Origin of the sequence: Paraburkholderia caffeinilytica (genome assembly GCF_046030355.1) — a bacterium.
Lineage (GTDB): Bacteria > Pseudomonadota > Gammaproteobacteria > Burkholderiales > Burkholderiaceae > Paraburkholderia > Paraburkholderia caffeinilytica_B.
Genome location: NZ_JAQQCQ010000004.1, coordinates 227,008 through 248,822, shown reverse-complemented (window position 1 = coordinate 248,822; position 21,815 = coordinate 227,008). Strand labels below are relative to the sequence as shown.

The following is a 21,815-nucleotide window of genomic DNA, read 5'->3' as shown; positions in this document are numbered from 1 at the left end:
CGGGGCTGACACCGGGCGCTCAACCAGGATCGGCCATTCGGCCGACTGTACCGGCGCGGCTTTTGGCATAGACTGACGGCTTTCACGGGGGAGCATATGACATCGATTTATTCGTTTTCCGCACGTACGCTTGGCGGCGAGGAAGTAAGCCTCGAGCGCTATCAAGGCAAGGTTTTGCTGATCGTCAATACGGCGAGCGAATGCGGGTTTACGCCGCAGTACGCGGGCCTGCAAAAGCTCTATGACACCTATGCGGCGCGCGGACTCGCGGTGCTCGGTTTTCCGTGCAACCAGTTCGGCAAGCAGGAACCGGGCGACGCGACGCAGATCGGCAGTTTCTGCGAAAAGAACTACGGCGTGACTTTTCCGATGTTCGACAAGATCGATGTGAACGGCGCCAATGCGCATCCGCTGTTCCGCTATCTGACGGGCGAGGCGCCGGGCTTGCTGGGACTCGAAGCGATCAAATGGAATTTCACCAAGTTCCTGATCGGCCGCGACGGCGAGGTGGTGAAACGCTATGCGCCGCTGACCAAGCCCGAGGCGATTGTCGAAGACATTGAAAAGTTGTTGTAACGCAGGGTGTAGCCGGAGGCTGGGGGGCGGGCGGGGGCAGGGCTTGAGTGAGCCAGCGTCCGAACCTGAGGTGAAGTTCATGCCGGCACCGGCACCGGCGTCAGTTGTTAGTGTTAGCGTCGGTCTCGGTCTCGGTCTCGGTCTCGGTCTCGGTCTCGGTTCCGGTTCCAGCCCCAGCCCCAGCCCCAGCCCCAGCCCCAGCCCCAGTGCCAGCCCCAGCCCCAGCCCCAGCCCCAGCCCCAGCCCCAGCCCCAGCCCCAGCCCCAGCCCCAGCCCCAGTGGCGGAGCCGAGGACGGTGACTTAGCAGGAGACGCTACAGGATCGGCGAGAACAACCGCGCCACGTGCATCAGCACGCGCCGCAGCGCGCTCGCCTTGCGGTACTCGTTGCGGTCGATTTCGAGCGACTCCGCGAAGTCCTTGAGCAGCATCGCTTCGACGTCCCTGGCAAAGCCCCGGTCCACGGTCAGCACCATGATCTCGAAGTTCAGCCGGAACGAGCGGTTGTCGAGATTGGCGCTGCCGATGGCGGCCGCTACGCTGTCGATCAGCACGACCTTCTGATGCAGGAAGCCAGGTTGGTAGCGGAAGATGCGGATGCCCGCGCGCAGCGAGTCGTACGCGTACAGCTTCGAGGCGGTGAACACCACGCGGTGATCGCGCCGGCACGGAATCAGAATGCGCACATCCACGCCGCGTAGCACCGCCAGTCGCAACGCGGCGAACACGGCTTCGTCGGGGATGAGATAAGGCGTGGTGATCCAGATCCGCTCGCGTGCCGCGTTGATCGCTTCGACGAAGAAAAGCGAACACGTTTCCTGCTTGTCGGCCGGGCCGCTCGGTACGACGAGGCAGTGCATGCCCTCGTCGGTTGGCTGGAAAGCCGGCATGACGAACTCGGGCAGTTGCTGGGTCGCCCAGTGCCAGTCCTCGGTGAATACGAACTGGATGCTGGCGACGGCCGGTCCGCGCACTTCGATATGCGTATCGCGCCACGGCGACAGCGGCGGCTTGCCGCCGAGATATTCGACACCGACATTGTGTCCGCCGACAAACGCACGTTCACCGTCCACCGAGACGATCTTGCGGTGATTGCGGAAGTTCAGCTGCAGGCGGTTCACGAAGCGGCGATTGGTGGCGAACGGGTGCGTCTCCACGCCGCCCGCGCGCAGCGCGGCCACATAGCGGTGGGGCAGATCGAAGCTGCCGATGCTGTCGTACAGGAAATAGACGCGCACACCTTGTTGTGCTTTTGCGATCAATGCGTCCTTGAGCATTTCTCCGAGCGCGTCGTCGCGCACGATGAAAAACTGCACGATCACATAGTTGCGTGCGCCTTCGATCGCTTCGAAGATCGCTTCGAAAGTCGCGGCCCCGTTCACCAGCGTACGCACGGAATTGCCCGGCAGGAACGGCATGCCGCCCAGCCGCGTGAGCGAATGCACGAGCCGCGCGCCAAGCTCCTGGGTGGGCAACCCCGCCGAGGAGGCGCGCGTGTCCCATTCCTGAGGATGGGAGCGCGTGCGCAGCAGCTCGTTTTCGATGCGGCGAGCGTCCGCGTAACCCTGGAATTTGCTGCGGCCGAGGAACAGGTACGGCACCAGCGTCAGGTACGGCATGGCGACCAGCGACACCGCCCACGCGATCGCGCCTTGCGACGTGCGCGTGTTCAGAATCGCGTGGCACGCTGCTACCACGCCGAGAATATGGGCGAGGGCGACCAGCGTGCCGATGTGAAGCAGGTCGAATTCCATAGGCGGGAGAAGGGTTGGCGAAGCGCTGACGCGGCTGCCTGATGGCGCAGCGCGCAGCTGATCGCGCCCATCTTACCGAACGTGAGTGCGTTGGGGTGGCGTGATGGTGCAGCTTCGTTGAGGATTCCGCGAATGCGGAGTGTGCGGGCAGGGCGAGAGAGGTGAGGCTGGCGTGTGTGGCTATGTACGGCGACACGCACGGCAGGCAATGAAGGTCTGCCGCGCGTGTCGCGCGATAAAGCGGGCCGGCGAGTCAATGAGTCAGTGGGCCGTTAGCCAGTGAGACTGTGAGCCAGCGATACAGCGATACAGCGATACAGCGATACAGCGATACAGCGATACAGCGATACAGCGATACAGCGATGCGCAGCCTTAAACCGGCAAATCCGCAGCCTGAATGAGGAATACGTTATCGTCGCCGGCGCTCGTCGACAACCAGACCAGATCAAGGCCGCCGAAGGCCGCTTCGACGTTCGCACGTTCGTTGCCGATCTCGACCACCAGCACGCCGTCCTCGGTCAGCCAGTTGCGCGCCTCAGCGATGATCCGGCGCACGATATCCATGCCGTCCGCGCCGCCTGCCAGCGCCATGTCGGGCTCGTGCTTGTATTCGGCGGGCAGTTCCTGCATGGAAGTGGCGTTCACATACGGCGGATTGCTGATGATCACGTCATAGCGGCGCTCGGCGAGCGGCGCGTACAGATCGCCTTCGAAGAGGGCGATGCGGTCGTCGAGCCGGTAGTCCGAGACGTTGCGCGTGGCGACTTCCAGCGCGGGCGCGGAGAGATCGACGGCGTCGATATCCGCGTTCGGGAACGCGTGTGCCGCGAGAATCGCGAGGCAGCCGGAGCCCGTGCACAGTTCCAGCACGGCGCTCACCTGCTCGGGATCTTCGACGTAAGGTTGCAGACCGTCCTGCAGCAACTCGCCGATGAACGAACGCGGCACGATCACGCGTTCATCCACGTAGAAGTGGAAACCGTGCATCCACGCTTCCTGCGTGATGTACGCGGCCGGCACGCGCTGGCCGGCACGGCGCTCGATCACGTTCAGCACGGCGTCGATTTCGGACGCGGAGAGACGCGCATCGAGAAACGGCTCCAGCAGATCGAGCGGCAGATGCAGCGTATGCAGGATCAGATAGGCGGCTTCGTCGTAGGCGTTGGCCGAGCCGTGGCCGAACGACAACTCGGCCTGGTTGAAGCGCGATACCGCGAAACGCAGCAGGTCGCGGACAGTGGAAAACGGGAGCGTCATCGCGGAAATTCCTTGGGTCAGGCGATCAGTTGTTCGAGCACGCGGCGGTACACGTTCTTCAGCGGCTCGATGTGTGCGACTTCGATATGTTCGTCGATCTTGTGGATGCTGGCGTTCAGCGGGCCGAATTCGATTACCTGCTCGCAGATGCGCGCAATGAAGCGACCGTCCGAGGTGCCGCCGGTGGTCGACAGTTCGGTCGTGACGCCGGTTTCGTCCTTGATCGCTTTAGCCAGCGCGTTCGACAGATCGCCGCGTGGCGTGAGAAACGGCAGGCCGCTCACGGACCATTGCAGGTCGTATTCGAGATTGTGTTTGTCGAGGATCGCATGGACGCGAGCCTGCAGGCCCTCCACCGTGCTCGCCGTCGAAAAGCGGAAATTGAACATCACGTCCGCATGGCCCGGAATCACATTTGTCGCGCCGGTGCCGCTGTGGATGTTCGAAACCTGCCAGGTGGTGGGCGGGAAATACTCGTTGCCGTCGTCCCAGCGTTCGGCGACCAGCTCGGCCAACGCGGGCGCGAGCAGATGCACCGGATTTTTCGCCAGATGCGGATAGGCGATATGGCCTTGCACGCCCTTGACGATCAACTTGCCCGACATGGAACCGCGCCGGCCATTCTTCACCATGTCGCCGAATTGTGCGCTCGAGGTCGGCTCGCCGACGATGCAATAGTCCATGCGCTCGCCACGCGCCTGCAGCGCTTCGACGACCTTGACGGTGCCGTCGGTGGCGGGGCCTTCTTCGTCGCTCGTAATCAGGAAGGCGATCGAGCCGCGATGCGCCGGGTGCGCCGCGACGAATTCCTCGCTTGCCACGACGAAACCGGCGATCGACGACTTCATGTCCGCCGCGCCGCGGCCGTAGAGCTTGCCGTCGCGATGGGTCGGCTCGAACGGCGCCGAGTGCCATTGTTCGAGCGGGCCGGTCGGCACGACGTCCGTGTGGCCGGCGAACGCGAGCAGCTTGCCGCGCGTGCCGTCGACGCCGCGTTTGACGGCCCACAGGTTGGTCACGCCGTTCGATGCGATCGTCTCGTGCTCGAAGCCGAGCGCGGACAGGCGTTCGATCAGCAGGCGCTGGCAATGCTGGTCGTCGGGCGTTACGGAGGCGCGCGCGATCAGTTGTTCGGTAAGGGCGAGGGTGCCGGACATGGATTCAGTACAAGCCACTTTGAAATGAAAAAATGCCGGCTGGCGGTTGGACACCGCAGCCGGCAACAGCTTTAAGCAACGCGGCGAGGCCGCGTTTTACGTCTTCTTGCGTCGTTGCGCGCGATCTTCGCGGCCGGTCGCCGGGTTGAATCTTCGCTCGGGTCACGCGTCTTCGGGCCACGCGTCTGATACCAGGTCTGGCCCTGCGTGCGACTCTCCCGCTCGATCCCGCGCTTCAGATCAGGCAATCAGGTTATCAAGCAAACAGCGCTTCGTATTCGTCTGCTGCAAAACCGAGCGACTTGACCTTTCCGTTGACCACCAGCACCGGCCGCTTGATCACCGACGGCTTGTGGATCATCAACGCGATCGCGCCCGGTTGCGTGTCCGCCGCCGCCTTCATGTCGTCGGACAGGCCGCGCCAGGTGGTGCCGCGACGGTTCAGCAATGCGTCGAGCTTCACGTCCTTCAGCCAATCCTGAACCAGCGGCTCGGTTACGCCGTGTTTCTTGAAGTCGTGGAACTCGAACTCGACGCCGTGTTCTTCCAGCCACACACGGGCCTTCTTCACGGTGTCGCAGTTCGGGATGCCGTAGACGACGGTCTTGGTGCCGCGTGCCATCAGTCGCCTCGCAGCAGCTCGTTCAGGCCGACCTTCGCACGCGTCTTGGCGTCGACCTTCTTGACGATCACGGCGCAGTACAGGCTGTGCGAGCCGTCCTTCGACGGCAGGTTGCCCGCCACCACCACCGAGCCCGCCGGAATACGGCCGTACGTGACTTCACCGGTTTCGCGGTCGTAAATCTTGGTGCTTTGGCCGAGGTACACGCCCATCGAGATCACCGAATTTTCTTCGACGATCACGCCTTCCACCACTTCCGAACGCGCGCCGATGAAGCAGTTGTCTTCGATGATGACCGGGTTGGCCTGGAGCGGCTCCAGCACGCCGCCGATGCCCACGCCACCCGACAGGTGGACGTTCTTGCCGATCTGCGCGCACGAACCGACGGTTGCCCACGTGTCGACCATCGTGCCTTCGTCTACATAGGCGCCGATGTTGGTGTACGACGGCATCAGCACGACGTTCTTCGCGATGAACGAGCCGCGGCGCGCGATGGCGGGCGGCACCACGCGGAAGCCGCCGGCGGCGAAGTCTTCAGCGGTGTAGCTGGCGAACTTCGACGGCACCTTGTCGTAGAACTGGGAGTAGCCGCCAGCCGGCATCGGCGCGTTGTCTTCCAGGCGGAACGACAGCAGCACGGCTTTCTTCAGCCATTGATTGACGATCCAGTCGCCGTCCTTCTTCTCGGCCACGCGCAGCGCGCCCTTGTCCAGTTGCTCGATGGCGTGGGCGACGGCTTCGCGTACCTCGGCCGGGGCGGCCTTCGGCGACAGGTCGGCGCGGTTTTCCCAGGCGGTATCAATGATCTGCTGAAGTTGTTGCGACATATGCGTGCTTTTCTGAAGAGTTGAAGTCTGAAGGGAGTGCGGTGCGCGGGGTTGCTGAATTCGAAAAACTCGCGAAAAACTCAACCCGCGAGCGCGCGGCAAAAATCGACGATTCGTTGCGCGCCCTGCGTGCATTCGTCGACATCGGCGACGAGCGCCATGCGCACGAAATTGTGGCCGGGGTTCACGCCGTGCGCAGTGCGCGCGAGGAACGAGCCCGGCAGAACCGTCACATTATAGTCGGCGTAGAGACGCTGGGCGAACTCGGTGTCCGACAGGCCCGTGCGCGAGACGTCCGCCCACAGGTAGAACGCGGCGTCCGGCAGGCGTACGTCGAGCACCTCGGCGAGCATCGGCGTCACGGTGGAAAACTTCTGCACGTACTTCGCGCGGTTCTCGCGCACGTGCGTTTCATCATTCCAGGCCGCGATGCTGGCATTCTGGAACACCGTCGACAAGGCCGCACCGTGGTATGTCCGGTATAGCAGGAAGTCTTTCAGGATCGCCGCGTCGCCCGCCACGAAGCCCGAGCGCATGCCCGGCACGTTCGAGCGCTTGGACAGGCTCGAGAGCATTACGAGGCGCTCGAAGCCGCGGCCGAGCCGGTGGGCCGCTTCCAGACCGCCGAGCGGCGGATGGGCTTCATCGAAGTAGATTTCCGAGTAGCACTCGTCCGAGGCGATCACGAAGCCGTAGCGGTCCGACAGCGCGAACAGCTCGCGCCAGTCGTCGAGCGTGAGCACGGCGCCGGTGGGGTTGCCCGGCGAGCACACGTACAGCAGCTGCGTGCGCGCCCAGATGTCGGCCGGAACCGCCGAATAGTCGCAGGCGAAGTTGCGCGCCGGGTCGCTATTCACGAAGTACGGCTGGGCGCCGGCGAGAATCGCGGCGCCTTCGTAGATTTGGTAGAACGGGTTCGGACAGAGTACGATCGCAGGCTCGCCGTCAGCATGACGCTTGGGGTCGATGACCGTTTGTGCGAGCGCAAAAAGCGCCTCGCGCGAGCCCGACACCGGCAGCACCTGGGTGGCCGGATCGACCGCGGGCAGGTCGTAGCGCTGCGTCACCCACGTCGCGATCGACTCGCGCAGCGCCGGCGAACCGATGGTCGCCGGGTACGCCGACAAACCGCCGAGCGAGGCGATCACCGCGTCGCGAATCAGCGCGGGCGTAGGATGTTTCGGTTCGCCGATGCCGAAGCTGATGTGTGCGAGGCCGGCCGGCGGCGTGATGTCCTTGAAAAGCGCACGCAGCTTTTCGAACGGATAGGGCTGGAGGGAGTCGAGTAGCGGGTTCACTGGGCGGATCGAGCCTGATCGAAGAGGGCGCAGACGGATGCTGGGAAATGCAGGGCACGCACGCTGGCGGCAAAACGCCTGAAAGGCGCGAAAACGGTAGCAGCGGCGGCGAGCGGATGATTATAGCTTGGCACGCGGCCATTCGCGGGCAGGCATGGCGCGGCGGCGAAGGGGCAGGACATTCGTGGGGTGGGGCCGGATGCGAGCCGAAGTCAGATGAACCATCCAGAACGCATGCAACAGAGAGACAACCCACGGTAGGATCGAGGACGACTCAGGGCCGCAACGGCCCGAACGCAGGCAATGTGCCGCCACGCAAGACATCAGGGGCGCATTGCAGCGGCGCCAGGCGTGTCAGGACGCGGCGCAACCCGCCAGGCAGCGCAGGCATGCGAGGCAGCGGGAACGACGCGAACCGCGGACGGTTCGCGAAAAAGGGAAGCAGGAGCAGCAATGGTCGCAGCAGCAATGGAGACATCAGGACGAAGCGGGCCCAATGACGCGGCCGTCCGCAGACTCGGCAACATCGGCAAGGCGGCCAGCATGGTCCGCAAAACCGTCCGCAACAAGCCCGGCAGCCCCGACAGCCCCGACAGCCAATGGAGGCTCGCATCATGAGCAACTGGCTCCGCAATGGCTGGCCGACCCTCGCGATCATGCTGGGCGCCTCGGTGTGGGGGATGATCTGGTACCCGCTGCGCATGCTGAATGCACTCGGCGTGACCGGCACGGCGGCAAGCGCGCTGACGAGTGGCGCCGGTTGCCTGTTCGTCCTGCTGGTCCGTCATCGTGCGCTCAAGACCGTGCGCTGGCACTGGCTGCTGCCGGCTCTCGCGTTGGCCGCCGGCGTGACCAATCTCGGTTTCGTGTGGGGCTCGATTCACGGCGAGGTGATGCGCGTCCTGCTGCTGTTCTATCTGACGCCCGCCTGGACCGCGCTCTTTGCCCACTTCATTCTCCACGAACGGCTCACCTGGGCGGGCGCGGGTCTTGCCGCGCTGTCGCTGGCCGGTGCGATGACCATGCTGTGGTCGCCGCAATTGGGCATGCCGGTGCCCGGCAACCTCGCCGAATGGGCTGGGCTGGCGGGCGGCATGGGATTTGCCATGAGTAACGTGCTGATTCTCAAGACGAGCCGCGTGCTCCCTGAGATGAAGCCCGAAATGCGGACTGCGACGATCTTCGGCGGCGCGGCGATTTTCAGCGCCTTTGCGTCGCTGTTCGAGGCGATGCCCGCGCCGCCCGCCGGCGCGCATCTGGGCACGGCGGCGTTGCTGGTACTCGGTCTCGGTTTTCTGCTGGCGTCGAACAATATGCTCGTGCAGTACGGACTCTCGCGCGTGCCGGCCAATCGGGCCTCGATCATCATGCTGTTCGAGATCGTGGTGACGGCCTTGTCCGCGTGGCTCTTCGCCGGCGAGACGCCGGGCCCGCGCGAATGGGCCGGCGGCGCGTGCATCGTGCTGGCATCCGCACTATCCAGTTGGGTGCACCGGACCAAGGCCTTGCCGCCTGATCCGGCCAATCAGGATGCAGGTCCCGGCGCCGATGATGGCGCAGACCGTAAGGACGCTAAGAACCGCTCGCGCGCGATGGTATGATTGCCCCTCATTAGCCGGCGCACGCTTCATTGCGCGCGCCTGGCGCCCGTGTCGCGAGGGTTCGCGGGGGCCGTTCCGCTGCATCGGCGAACGGCTGGCGCAACCTTCACGAGCCACTTTTTATTTTCCCTTTTCAAACAGCGAAATCGCCGTGCGTCTGACCTCGATCAAACTCGCTGGCTTCAAGTCATTCGTCGATCCCACACATTTCCAGGTACCGGGCCAGCTTGTCGGCGTGGTCGGACCGAATGGGTGCGGCAAGTCCAACATCATCGACGCCGTGCGCTGGGTGCTCGGCGAATCGCGCGCTTCCGAGCTGCGCGGCGAGTCGATGCAGGACGTGATCTTCAATGGCTCGACCGCGCGCAAGCCGGGTAGCCGCGCCAGCGTCGAACTCATGTTCGACAACGCCGACGGCCGCGCCGCCGGGCAGTGGGGGCAGTATGCCGAAATCGCCGTCAAGCGCGTGCTCACGCGTGACGGCACCTCGAGCTACTACATCAACAACCTGCCGGCACGCCGCCGCGACATTCAGGACATTTTCCTCGGCACCGGCCTTGGGCCGCGCGCGTACGCGATCATCGGGCAAGGCATGATCGCGCGCCTGATCGAGGCGAAGCCGGAAGAGCTGCGCGTGTTCCTCGAAGAGGCTGCGGGCGTGTCGAAGTACAAGGAACGCCGCCGCGAAACCGAGAACCGTCTGCACGATACGCGTGAGAATCTGATCCGCGTCGAAGACATCGTCCGCGAACTCAGTGCCAATCTCGAGAAGCTGGAAGCACAGGCGATCGTCGCGACCAAATACAAGGATTTGCAGGCCGACGGCGAAGAGAAGCAGCGTCTGCTGTGGCTGCTGCGCAAGAACGAAGCCGGCGGCGAGCAGGAGCGCCAGCAGCGCGCAATCGAGCAGGCGCAGATCGACCTCGAAGCGCAAACCGCGAAGCTGCGCGAAGTCGAAGCGCAACTCGAAACGCTGCGCGTCGCGCATTACTCCGCCAGCGACGCGATGCAGGGTGCACAAGGCGCGCTGTACGAGGCGAATGCCGAAGTCAGCCGCCTCGAGGCTGAGATCAAGTTCATCGTCGAATCGCGTAACCGCGTGCAGGCGCAGATTGCCGCCTTGGCCGCGCAGCGCGAGCAGTGGCAGTCGCAAGCGCAAAAGGCGCAAGACGATCTCGAAGACGCCGAAGAGCAACTCGCCGTCGCTGAAGAAAAAGCCGCGCTGGCCGAAGACGAGGCCGCCGCCAAACACGACGCGATGCCGACGCTCGAAGCGCGCTGGCGCGATGCGCAGACCGAACTGAACGCCGAGCGCGGCGGTATCGCGCAGACCGAACAGGCACTCAAGCTCGAAGCCGCGCATCAGCGCAATGCCGATCAGCAATTGCAGCAGTTGCAGCAGCGTCACGAGCGGCTGAAGTCGGAAGCAGGCGGTCTCGACGCGCCCGACGAAGCGCAGCTCGAAGACCTGCGCATGCAGCTCGCCGAGCACGAAGAAATCCTGCACGACGCGCAGGCCCGTCTTGCCGACGCGCAGGAAACGCTGCCGCGTCTCGACGGCGAACGGCGCGCCGCTCAGGAGCGCGTGCAGTCGGAAAGCGCGCAGATTCATCAGCTCGACGCCCGCCTGGCCGCGCTCAAGCAATTGCAGGAAAACGTCCAGACCGAGGGCAAGATCCAGCCGTGGCTCGAAAAGCACGAGCTGAGCGGCTTGCCGCGGCTGTGGAAGAAGCTGCACGTCGAAGCCGGTTGGGAAGCCGCGCTCGAAGCGGTGCTGCGCGAGCGGCTCGCCGCGCTGGAAGTGTCGAACCTCGACTGGGTCAAGGCGTTCGCCACCGACGCGCCGCCCGCCAAGCTCGCGTTCTACTCGCCGCCGGCGGCCGGTCAGCCGGCTGCTACGCCGGCGGCTTTGCGTCCGCTGTTGTCACTGGTTCGGATCGACGACGCGGGCATTCGCGCCGTGCTGAACGACTGGCTCGGCCTCGCTTTCGTCGCTGACGATCTGCAGCAGGCGCTGGCCATGCGCGCGCAACTGCCGGAAGGCGGCTCGTTCGTCGTCAAAGCCGGCCACGTGGTGACGCGTGTCGGTGTCCAGTTGTACGCCGCTGATTCCGAACAGGCCGGCATGCTGGCCCGTCAGCAGGAAATCGAAAACCTGGGCCGTCAGGTGCGTGCGCAAGCGTTGCTCGCCGACGAGGCGAAGGCCGCCGCGATCCGCGCCGAAGCCGCGCACACGCAAGCCGCGCAAGCGTTGACCGATGTGCGGCAACAGTCGGAGCGCGCCACGCAACGCGTGCACGCGTTGCAGATGGACGTGCTCAAGCTCGCGCAAGCGCATGAGCGTTACACGCAACGCAGTACGCAAATCCGCGAAGAGCTTGAGGAAATCACCGCGCAGATCGAAGAGCAGCGCGCATTGCGTGGCGAGTCGGAAGCGAACTTCGAGCGTCACGATTCCGAACTCGCCGAATTGCAGGCGCGTTTCGAAGATCATCAACTCGCTTTCGAAGCACTCGACGAACAGCTCACCGCCGCGCGCGCCCAATCGCGCGATCTCGACCGGGCCGCCACCGACGCGCGTTTCGCCGCGCGCAACATGGCGAACCGCATCGACGAATTGAAGCGCAGCATCCAGGTCTCGCACGAGCAGAGCGAGCGTGTCGCCGCGTCGCTGGAAGACGCGCGCGCCGAACTGGAAACGATCAACGAGCAAACCGCGCACACCGGCTTGCAGGACGCGCTCGATATCCGCGCGGTCAAGGAAGAAGCGCTGCATGCCGCGCGTCTCGAACTGGACGATCTGACGGCCAAGCTGCGTGCCGCCGACGAAACCCGTTTGACCGCCGAGCGCGCGTTGCAACCGCTGCGCGATCGCATCAACGAATTGCAGTTGAAGGAACAGGCCGCGCGCCTGAACGGCGAGCAGTTCATCGAGCAACTGGCGGCAGCCGGCGTCGATGAAGCCGAGTTGCAGGCCAAGCTCACGCCGGACATGAAGCCGTCTTACCTGCAAGGCGAAGTCACGCGGATCAACAACGCGATCACCGCGCTGGGTCCGGTCAACATGGCCGCGCTCGACGAACTGAAGGCGGCGACTGAGCGCAAGACGTTCCTCGATTCGCAATCGGCCGACCTGAACAACGCGATCGAAACGCTGGAAGACGCGATTCGCAAGATCGACGGCGAAACGCGCACGCTGCTGCAAGGCACGTTCGACGAAGTAAACCGTCATTTCGGCGAGCTGTTCCCGCGTCTCTTCGGCGGTGGCCAGGCTAGGCTGATCATGACCGGCGACGAGATTCTCGACGCCGGCGTGCAGGTGATGGCGCAACCGCCGGGCAAGAAGAATTCGACGATTCACCTGCTGTCGGGCGGCGAAAAGGCCTTGACCGCCACCGCGCTGGTGTTCGCGATGTTCCAGCTGAATCCCGCGCCGTTCTGTCTGCTCGACGAAGTGGACGCGCCACTCGACGACGCCAATACGGAACGTTTCGCGAACCTCGTGCGTGCGATGTCGGACAAAACGCAGTTCCTGTTCATTTCGCACAACAAGATCGCGATGGAAATGGCGCAGCAACTGATCGGCGTGACCATGCAGGAGCAGGGCGTGTCGCGGATCGTTGCGGTCGACATGGAAACGGCGGCTGGTTTCGCCCAGAATATCGGTTAAGTTTTTTATATAGATTGATCATCGCGGGCGCCCGCGTTCAGCGCAGCGGCCAGCGGCCGCGCGACAGGTGGGACGGGCGCAAAGCCGCGCAGACAGAAGAATTGCTGACGGAGCATGCATGGACGAGTTGACACTCGGTTTGATCGGCGCGGGCGCCGTGGTGGTCGGGGGCGTGGTCGTGTACAACGCATGGCAAGGCGCGAAGGTGCGCCGCAAGATGCCGCGCCCGATGCCGGCCGATACCGCCGAAAGTTTCGCGCGGGACGATCAGGAGGAGCAGAGCCCGTTCATCGAACCGGCCCGGCCGACCACGCGGCGCGAGCCGGTAGTCGGTTCAGACGCCGCAGCGGAAGCCACGGCGGCGCGCGTCGAGCCGACTTTCGGCGCAGTGGCCGCGCCGCTCGATACGCCGGCCGATATTCAGGCCGAGACGACTACGCCGAACGGCTATCCGGAAGCTGAAGGCATTGCTGAAGCGGAAGGCGGCCACGCCGCGACCGCCGACGAACCGGTCGAACCGATTCTGCCCGCCGCCACGACGATTTCGTCGGCGCCGCCGGCTATCGTCGATCGCCGCATTGACTGCATCGTGCCGATTCGTTTGAATGGCCCGGTGGCCGGAGACAAGGTGATTCCGCTTGCGCAGCGTCTGCGCCGCGCCGGCAGCAAGCCGGTGCATATCGAAGGCAAGCTCGAAGGCGGCGCGTGGGAATTGCTGCAAAACGGTGCGCGTTATGAAGAACTGCGCGCGGCCGCGCAATTGGCCAATCGGAGTGGGGCGCTCAACGAACTGGAGTTTTCGGAGTTCGTGACCGGCGTGCAGCAGTTTGCCGATGCGCTCGACGCGTCGCCGGAATTCCCCGATATGCTTGAAACGGTGGCGATGGCGCGCGAACTCGACGGCTTCGCCGCGCAGTGCGATGCGCAACTGTCGATCAACGTGCTCTCCGATGGCGCGCCGTGGTCGGCTAACTACGTTCAGGCTGTCGCGTCGCAGGACGGCTTGCTGCTCTCGCGCGACGGCACGCGCTTCGTCAAGCTCGACGCCAGGCAGAGCCCGGTGTTCATGCTGCAATTCGGCGACACCAATTTCCTGCGCGACGACCTGACCTACAAGGGCGGCCAGATGATCACGCTGGTGCTCGACGTGCCGGTCGCGGACGAAGACATCCTGCCGTTCCGCCTGATGTGCGACTACGCGAAATCGTTGGCCGAGCGTATCGGCGGGCGGGTAGTCGACGACGGGCGCCGTCCGTTGCCGGAAACCGCGCTGCTGGCGATCGAAAAGCAGTTGATGACGCTTTATGCGAAGCTCGAACAGGCGGGTATCCCGGCGGGGTCGCCGGCCACGCGCCGTTTGTTCAGCCAGTAACGGTTCCGCTGTTTCGCAGTATTCGACGGCCGCACGATGTGCGGCCGTTAGCGTTTGGGGCGCAGTTTGGGGCGCAATAACGAACCCACGAAACTGGCCATTCGGCCGATGTAAAGGGACAGGCTTCCTGCGATAATCCAATGTCTGAATTTCACTGAAAAACCTTCCGACAGTATGGCCCGAACCCCCGCCTCACCTCCTGCAACCAGCGCCCCGGCAGAACGGGCCGCGTGGCTGCGCGCGGAACTCGAACGCGCCAACTACGCGTACTACGTGCTCGATCAGCCGGACTTGCCGGACGCGGAGTACGACAAGCTCTTCAAGGAACTGGAGCGAATCGAGACGGAGCATCCGGATCTCGTGGTGCCGGATTCGCCCACCCAACGCGTGGGCGGCGAGGCGTCGAGCGGCTTCGAGCCGGTCGTGCACGATCAGCCCATGCTCTCGCTGAACAACGGTTTCGCGGATGAAGACATCGTCGCGTTCGACAAGCGCGTCGGCGACGCGCTCGGCAAGAACGCGAGCGAGCCGCCGGTGCCGGTGGATTACGCGGCTGAGCTGAAGTTCGACGGTCTTGCCATTTCGCTGCGTTATGTCGACGGTGCGTTCGTCCAGGCGTCCACGCGCGGCGACGGTACGACCGGCGAGAACGTTACCGAAAACGTCCGCACGATCCGTTCCATTCCGCTCAAGCTCAAGGGCAAACGCGTGCCGCATGTGCTCGACGTGCGTGGCGAAGTGCTTATGTTCAAGCGCGATTTTGAACGCCTGAACGAGCGCCAGCGGGCTGCTGAGCAGAAGGAATTCGCCAATCCGCGTAACGCTGCCGCCGGCAGTTTGCGGCAGCTCGATTCGAAGATCACTGCGCAGCGGCCGCTGTCGTTCTTCGCTTATGGAATCGGTGTGCTCGAAGGTATCGAGATGCCGGCCACGCATAGCGAACTGCTCGATTGGTACAAGGAACTCGGCTTGCCGGTGAATGGCGAGCGGGCCGTTGTGCAGGGCGCTGAAGGCTTGCTCGGTTTTTTCCACGCGGTGGGCGAGAAGCGCGATACGCTGCCTTACGACATCGACGGCGTCGTTTATAAAGTCAACCGGCGCGATGAGCAGGACGCGCTCGGCTTTGTCTCGCGCGCGCCGCGTTTCGCTCTGGCGCATAAATTCCCTGCGCAGGAAGCGCTCACCCAACTCGTCGCGATCGACGTGCAGGTCGGCCGCACCGGCGCGATTACGCCGGTTGCGCGGCTGGAGCCGGTGTTCGTCGGCGGCGCGACGGTGACGAACGCGACGTTGCACAACGAAGACGAGGTGCGCCGCAAGGATATTCGCATCGGCGACACGGTGATCGTACGGCGTGCCGGTGACGTGATTCCCGAAGTGGTGAGCGCGCTGCTCGACCGCCGCCCGGAGAACGCCCGGGAGTTCGTCATGCCCACGCACTGTCCTGTATGCGGCTCGAGCATCGAACGGCTGCCGGACGAGGCGATTGCGCGCTGCACGGGCGGCCTGTTTTGCCCGGCGCAGCGCAAGCAGGCGTTGTGGCATTTCGCGCAGCGGCGGGCGCTGGATATCGACGGGCTGGGTGAAAAAATCATCGATCAGCTTGTCGAGGAGAATCTGGTGCGCACGCCGGCCGATCTGTTCAACGTCGGCTTTGCGACCCTTGCCGAACTCGACCGCTTTGCTGAAAAGTCCGCGCAGAACCTGCTCGATTCGCTTGAAAAGGCCAAGCACACTACACTGGCGCGTTTTATTTACGCGCTTGGTATCCGGCATGTGGGTGAATCGACGGCGAAAGATCTGGCCAGGCATTTCGGCTCGCTGAATCCGATCATGGACGCTTCGGTTGAAGAATTGCTGGAAGTGAACGACGTGGGTCCTGTGGTGGCCGAGTCGATTCATCAGTTTTTCGCCGAAGAGCACAACCGCACGGTGATCGAGCAACTCCGCGCACCGGGCAAGGTCACCTGGCCGGAAGGGCCGCCCGCGCCCAAGGCGCCGCAAGGCGTGCTGGCCGGCAAGACGGTCGTTCTGACCGGCACCTTGCCGACGCTCGCCCGCGAAGAGGCGAAAGAAATGCTCGAAGCGGCCGGCGCGAAAGTGGCCGGTTCGGTGTCGAAGAAAACGGATTACGTGGTGGCCGGGGCCGAAGCCGGCAGCAAGCTGGCGAAAGCCGAGGAACTCGGCATCCCCGTACTCGACGAAGATGGTATGCGTAAGCTCCTGGAGGGGCAGTTATGATCCGCGAAATTCTCAAGATGGGCGATCCGCGCCTTTTGCAAATTGCCGATCCGGTCGATCACTTCGACACGCCCGAACTGCATGAACTCATCAAAGACATGTTCGAGACCATGCACGACGCGAACGGCGCGGGGCTCGCCGCGCCGCAGATCGGCGTCAATCTGCAGGTGGTGATCTTCGGCTTCGGGCACAACGAACGCTATCCGGATGCGCCGCCGGTGCCGGAGACGGTGCTGATCAACCCGACCATCACGCCGGTGTCGCTGGATATGGAAGAGGGCTGGGAAGGCTGCCTGTCCGTGCCGGGCCTGCGCGGCGCGGTGAGCCGGTTTTCGATGATCAAGTATCACGGCTTCGATCAATACGGCAAGCCGATCGACCGCGTCGCCGAGGGCTTTCACGCGCGTGTCGTGCAGCATGAATGCGATCACCTGATCGGCAAGCTATACCCGATGCGGATCAACGATTTCTCGAAGTTTGGCTTCACGGAAGTCCTGTTTCCGGATTTGGACCCGAATAGTGACGACTGACGCCGTATTCTGACCTGCGGGCGGCCACGTTGACGCTCGCGCCCCGCAGGCATAAAAAAGCCCACGTTTTTCACGTGGGCTTTTTGTTGGGCGAGTGTCACGGCGCGGGCACCATGAGTTTTCGCTGTTTGAGCGTCAAGCTCCCGGCATCAGAACGACTCGTCCGCGGACAGATAGCGCCATTGGCCCGGCGGCAGTGCGCCCAGCACCACTTTGCCCATCCGCACGCGCTTCAGGCCGATCACTTCGAGGCCCACCAGTTCGCACATCCGGCGAATCTGGCGCTTCTTGCCTTCGCGCAGCACGAAACGCAGTTGTTCGCCGTTTTGCCAATTGACCTGCGCGGGTTTCAGCGGCACGTCGTCGAGCGAGAGCCCGTGGCACAGGAGCGCGAGGCTTTCCGGCGGGAAATGGCTTTCGACGTCCGTGGTGTGCTCGCCGAACGACACGCGCACCAGATACTCCTTGTCGATCTCCGAATGGCCGCCGATCAGTTGCTTGGCGATGCGGCCGTCCTGCGTCAGCACCAGCAAGCCCGTCGAATCGATGTCGAGGCGTCCGGCCGGTGCTAGCTGGCGCAGATGCGAGACCGAGAAACGAATGTCAGAACTGTCGCCTTCCCAACGATTTTCCGGCGTGACCAGCGTGATCGCCGGTTGATAGCCGTCTTCCGCCTGGCCCGATACGAGGCCCACGGGCTTGTGGATCAGGACTGTCACCTGACTTGCTTGCGCGGCTTCGGCGGCGGGGTCGATTTCGATGCGCTGGTCCGGACGAACCTTGGTGCCGAGCGTGTCGATCCGCTCGCCGTCGACTAGCACCCAGCCTTTTTCGATCCACTCGTCGGCTTCGCGGCGCGAGCACAGGCCGAGTTCCGACATCAGCTTGGACAGGCGCAGCGTGCCCGGTGCGTCTTCGTAATCGCGGCGTGGCGTGCGCGGCGTGACATCGGCGTCATCGTCGCGTTCGGCTCTGGCTGCGGGCGCCGGGGCGCGCGGTTTATCGGCACGGGCGGGGCGGTTGTCGTCACCAAAGCGGCGGCCGGCGGTCGGCAGCGCTTTATCGACGCTGCGAGCAGGGCGGTCGCCACGGTCGCTACGCTCGTTACGTTCGCCGGCACGCGGCGGACGGTCGCCGAATTCACGTTTGGCTGGGGCGCGTTCACCGCGGTCGTCACGCGGTGCGCGCGCCGGACGATCCGTGCGGTCGCCGTAGCCGCTTTTGACGGGCTTCGCAAAAGTGCGCTCGCCGCGGTCGGACGCACCACGCTCGCCTTCAAAGCGGCGCGGTGTGCTGTCGCTGCGCAGCCCGCGCTCACCGGTGCGGCGCTCCTGCGGGGCGCCACGGTCGCTGCCGAAGCGGGGCCGGTCCGAAGCGTCACGCACCGGACGCTCGCCACGCGACCCACCTTCCGTCGGGCGGCCTGCACCCGGGCGCGGACCGCTGAACGAGCGGCGTTCACCGTCGTCGCGGCGCGGGGCGCGGCTGCCTTCGAAACTGCGCGGTGCGCGGTCGCTGCGATCTGCGCTGCCTTCGAAGCGGCGGGGTGCGCCTTGACTGCGTTCGCCGTCTGCGCGACGCGGTGCGCGTTCGCTGCGATCGCCGCTACCTTCAAATCTGCGGGGCGCTCGCTCGCCGTCGTCACGACGGGGAGTGCGGTCGCCGCTGCCTTCAAATCGGCGCGGAGCGCCCTGAGTGCGTTCACCGTCAGCACGCCGCGGTGCGCGTTCGCTGCGATCGCCCCCACCTTCAAACTTGCGGGGTGCACGAGCACCTTCATCCCGACGCGGGGCACGATCGCTGGTACCTTCAAATCGACGCGGAGCGCCTTGGCTGCGTTCGCCATCAGCGCGACGCGGAGCACGTTCACTACGGTCGCCACCACCTTCAAACTTGCGGGGCGCACGCTCGCCGTCGTCCCGACGCGGTGCGCGATCGCCGCTACCCTCGAAGCGGCGCGGCGCACCGCCGGCCCCTTCGCGCCGCGGCGGCCGATCCGACGGCGCCCGGCGCGCAGCGCCGGCGCCACCTGCATCCCGCTCGCGGGAAAACGATCCTTCAGCCCGCGGCGCACGCGCACCGGCGCCTGCCGGCTTACCTGCACCCGCCGGCCGCTTGCCGCCGCCCGCCGCTGCGCCAGCGCTTTCACCCCGCGCCCCGTTAAACCCAGCCGTCGGCGTAGACGGCCTTGGCCCGCTCGGACGCGTCGGCTTACGCGCCGAGGTGCTTCCGGTACGGACAGGGGCGCGTTCGGACGAAGCCGGCCGCGGGTGCTTGGCTGTTAATTTGACTCGCATGAAATCTCACACTGCAATCGCGCGCAGCAGTTCGGTCTCGACCTGAATTTGCAGGCGGTTGTCCGACAGACCGTGTCCATCCAGCAGGAACACGTCTTCGACGCGTTCGCCGAGCGTATTGATCCGCGCCGACGCGACGCCGACCCGGTGCTCGGCCAGCACGCGCGCGATCGAATAAAGAAGGCCTGGCCGGTCGTTAGCGGACACGGACAGGATGTAATATTGGCCGCGCTCGTCGGCCCGAAGATCGACGCGCGGCGTAACAGGGAAGGTCCGCGACAGCCGTGACAACCGGCCTTTCGACGGTCCCGGAAGCAGGGTGCCGTCACCGGTGAGGCGTGCAGTCAGTTCCTGTTCGACCAGATTGGCAATATCGCGATAATGCACGTCTTCTTCGGTATGCGCGACGAGGAAATTATCGAGCGCGTACCCGTGACGGGTCGTGCTGACCCGCGCATCGAGCACTGACAAGCCGTTGCGGTCGAAATACGCGCAAATGCCGGCGAACAGATCGGGCTGGTCTTTCACGTACACCAGCACCTGAAGCGCTTCGCCAATCGGCGAAGGACGCGCCCGCACGATCGGCGTCGCGGTCTCGACGTGCCGGTACAGCACGCGGGTCTGCCACGCAATGTCCGCCGCGTCGTGGCGCAGGAAATAACCGATATCCAGCTTGTCCCACAGCGCCTTTTGCGCGCCTTCCGGCACCGTTTCGAGGCGCAGCAGGGCCAACGCCTCCTCCTGGCGCGACTTCAGTTCCGAATGCGCGTCGGGCCGCGCGCCGCCGAGCACCGCCAGCGTGGCTCGGTAGAGGTCCTCGAGCAGCTTGCCTTTCCACGTGTTCCAGACCTTCGGGCTGGTGCCGCGAATGTCGGCTACGGTCAGCAGGTAAAGCGCGGTCAGCCGGCGCTCGTTGCCGACCAGCTCGGCAAACCGCTTGATGACCTCGGGGTCGCTCGTGTCCTGCTTCTGCGCGACCTGGCTCATGGTCAAATGCTGCTGGACCAACCAGACGACCAGTTCGCCGTCCTCGCCCTCCATGCCATGGGTGCGGCAGAAGCGCCGCGCGTCGGCCATGCCGAGCGTGGAATGGTCGCCGCCGCGGCCCTTGGCGATGTCGTGAAACAGCGCCGCCACATACAACACCCACGGCCGGTCGAAATTGGCGATCAACTGGCTGCAGAACGGATATTCGTGTGCGTGCTCGGCGACCGCGAAGCGGCGCAGATTGCGCAATACCATGAGGATGTGCTGATCGACCGTGTAGACGTGATACAGGTCGTGCTGCATCTGTCCGACGATGCGCCGGAAGTTCAGCAGATAGCGCCCGAGCACGCTGGTCTGGTTCATCAGGCGCAGCGCGTGGGTGATGCCGGCCGGCTGCTTCAGGATATCCATGAACAGGCGTCCGTTTTCCGGATCGCGCCGCCAATGCTGATCCATCACGTCGCGGGCGTTGTATATGGCTCGCAGCGTGCGCGCCGACAAACCCTTCACGCCGGGCGTCTGTTCATAGAGCAGGAAGGCTTCGAGGATCGCGTTCGGCTCGCGCTGGAAGACGTCGTCGCTGGCGATTTCCAGCATGCCCTGTTTCTCGACGAAACGATCCGACAACACGCGCGTGATGCCGCTCGTGTTGGGGAAGAGCTGCGCTTCGATGTTCTGGATCAGGATCGTGGCCAGCTGCGTCACGGCCTTGGCAGCCCAGTAGTAGCGGCGCATCAGTTGCTCGCTGGCGCGCTTGGTGGCCGTTGGTTTGTAGCCGAAGCTTTCCGCCACCGGCGTTTGCAGGTCGAACACCAGAATGTCCTGGCGGCGCCCGGCGATCACGTGCAAGCGGGCACGCAGCGTTTTCAGGAAGCCCTCGTTGCGGCGCAGTTCGCGCGCTTCACGCTCCGTGATCAGGCCGCGTGCTTCAAGCTCGCGCCAGCTGCTGCCGAAACCGGCTGCCTGGGTAATCCACAGAATCAGTTGCAAATCGCGCAGGCCGCCCGGGCTTTCCTTGATGTTCGGCTCGAGCGAATACGGCGTGTCCTGAAACTTGGCGTGCCGCTGACGCATTTCCAGCACCTTGGCCTGGAAAAACGCGCGCGGGTCGAGTGTTTCGCGGTAGCGCTTCGCAAAGTCGTCGAAGAGTGAGACGCTTCCTGTAATGCGCCGCGCTTCGAGCAGCGAGGTGCGCACGGTGACGTCGTTGGCGGCTTCTTCGACACACTGCACCACGCTGCGCACGCTGCTGCCGAGTTCAAGCCCCAAATCCCATGCAAGGCTGATAAAACGTTCGATGCGCGCTTCCAGATGCGCGATCGGCGCGTCGGGCAACAGGACCAGAATGTCGATGTCGGAGTGCGGCGCTAGTTCGCCTCGCCCGTAACCGCCGACCGCGAGCAGCGCCAGTTCGGGCGGCAACTCACAGGTATTCCAGGCGGCGCGCAGCGACTCGTCGGTGGCGCGCGCCAGGGCGGCCATCAGCGAGTCGACGTTGGAGGCGGTCTTGAAGCGTTCCAGCAACTGGGCTTTGGCCACTTTATAGTCCGCCTTGAGCGACGTGGCATGGGATTGGGCGACGGCTGGAACACTACTCATTGGCAGGTGGGCGGGTGAGGTCGGAAG

At 64.5% G+C, this 21,815-nt stretch carries 15 protein-coding genes; 7 read left to right on the top strand and 8 right to left on the bottom strand.

Annotated elements, in window-relative coordinates:
* The first annotated feature begins 96 nt into the window (after positions 1 to 96).
* The gene (locus PQQ95_RS08100) at positions 97 to 576 is read left to right on the top strand and encodes a glutathione peroxidase (protein WP_408436692.1); all 480 of its coding nucleotides are present in this window, start codon (positions 97 to 99) and stop codon (positions 574 to 576) included.
* A gap of 314 nt (positions 577 to 890) precedes the next feature.
* Here PQQ95_RS08100 and cls read toward each other — a convergent pair whose 3' ends face one another.
* From cls to dapC, 6 genes are all read right to left on the bottom strand, one after another.
* Entirely contained in the window at positions 891 to 2,330 is a 1,440-nt protein-coding gene (cls, locus tag PQQ95_RS08095) for a cardiolipin synthase (protein WP_408436691.1), read from the bottom strand.
* A gap of 372 nt (positions 2,331 to 2,702) precedes the next feature.
* Positions 2,703 to 3,587 carry a 50S ribosomal protein L3 N(5)-glutamine methyltransferase gene (gene prmB, locus PQQ95_RS08090; protein WP_408436690.1) on the bottom strand — a complete coding sequence of 295 codons (885 nt, stop codon included), beginning with the start codon at positions 3,585 to 3,587 and terminating at the stop codon, positions 2,703 to 2,705.
* 17 nt (positions 3,588 to 3,604) lie between these two features.
* A complete protein-coding gene (gene dapE, locus PQQ95_RS08085; protein ID WP_408436688.1) occupies positions 3,605 to 4,744 on the bottom strand; it encodes a succinyl-diaminopimelate desuccinylase in 1,140 nt (379 codons plus the stop codon).
* Between the two features lie 256 nt (positions 4,745 to 5,000).
* The gene (locus tag PQQ95_RS08080) at positions 5,001 to 5,366 is read right to left on the bottom strand and encodes an ArsC family reductase (protein WP_408436686.1); all 366 of its coding nucleotides are present in this window, start codon (positions 5,364 to 5,366) and stop codon (positions 5,001 to 5,003) included.
* Entirely contained in the window at positions 5,366 to 6,193 is an 828-nt protein-coding gene (gene dapD / locus PQQ95_RS08075) for a 2,3,4,5-tetrahydropyridine-2,6-dicarboxylate N-succinyltransferase (RefSeq protein ID WP_408436684.1), read from the bottom strand. The genes PQQ95_RS08080 and dapD overlap by 1 nt, the downstream gene beginning before the upstream one ends.
* An 80-nt stretch (positions 6,194 to 6,273) precedes the next feature.
* Entirely contained in the window at positions 6,274 to 7,491 is a 1,218-nt protein-coding gene (gene dapC / locus PQQ95_RS08070) for a succinyldiaminopimelate transaminase (RefSeq protein WP_408436682.1), read from the bottom strand.
* A 453-nt stretch (positions 7,492 to 7,944) separates the two neighbouring features.
* On the opposite strand from dapC, the gene PQQ95_RS08065 reads away from it, so the two are divergent.
* The 6 genes from PQQ95_RS08065 (at position 7,945) to def (ending at position 16,905) form a co-directional block, all read left to right on the top strand.
* Complete coding sequence (locus PQQ95_RS08065) at positions 7,945 to 8,109, top strand: hypothetical protein (protein WP_408436681.1); 165 nt, start codon at positions 7,945 to 7,947, stop codon at positions 8,107 to 8,109.
* Positions 8,106 to 9,092: a DMT family transporter gene (locus PQQ95_RS08060; protein ID WP_408436679.1), complete on the top strand. Its 987-nt coding sequence runs from the start codon at positions 8,106 to 8,108 to the stop codon at positions 9,090 to 9,092. The genes PQQ95_RS08065 and PQQ95_RS08060 overlap by 4 nt, the downstream gene beginning before the upstream one ends.
* 151 nt (positions 9,093 to 9,243) lie before the next feature.
* On the top strand, positions 9,244 to 12,762 hold the full coding sequence (gene smc / locus PQQ95_RS08055; protein ID WP_408436678.1) for a chromosome segregation protein SMC: 3,519 nt from the start codon (positions 9,244 to 9,246) through the stop codon (positions 12,760 to 12,762).
* Positions 12,763 to 12,880: 118 nt separating this feature from the next.
* Positions 12,881 to 14,134 carry a cell division protein ZipA C-terminal FtsZ-binding domain-containing protein gene (locus PQQ95_RS08050; RefSeq protein WP_408436676.1) on the top strand — a complete coding sequence of 418 codons (1,254 nt, stop codon included), beginning with the start codon at positions 12,881 to 12,883 and terminating at the stop codon, positions 14,132 to 14,134.
* Positions 14,135 to 14,308: 174 nt separating this feature from the next.
* Entirely contained in the window at positions 14,309 to 16,375 is a 2,067-nt protein-coding gene (gene ligA, locus PQQ95_RS08045; protein ID WP_408436675.1) for an NAD-dependent DNA ligase LigA, read from the top strand.
* On the top strand, positions 16,372 to 16,905 hold the full coding sequence (gene def, locus PQQ95_RS08040) for a peptide deformylase (protein ID WP_408436674.1): 534 nt from the start codon (positions 16,372 to 16,374) through the stop codon (positions 16,903 to 16,905). Before ligA ends, def begins: the two co-directional genes overlap by 4 nt.
* Before the next feature lie 149 nt (positions 16,906 to 17,054).
* Here the strand turns inward: def and PQQ95_RS08035 are convergent, their stop codons facing one another.
* The gene (locus PQQ95_RS08035) at positions 17,055 to 19,202 is read right to left on the bottom strand and encodes a pseudouridine synthase (RefSeq protein WP_408436672.1); all 2,148 of its coding nucleotides are present in this window, start codon (positions 19,200 to 19,202) and stop codon (positions 17,055 to 17,057) included.
* Between the two features lie 6 nt (positions 19,203 to 19,208).
* Positions 19,209 to 21,788: a [protein-PII] uridylyltransferase gene (locus tag PQQ95_RS08030; protein WP_408436670.1), complete on the bottom strand. Its 2,580-nt coding sequence runs from the start codon at positions 21,786 to 21,788 to the stop codon at positions 19,209 to 19,211.
* Positions 21,789 to 21,815: the final 27 nt, after the last annotated feature.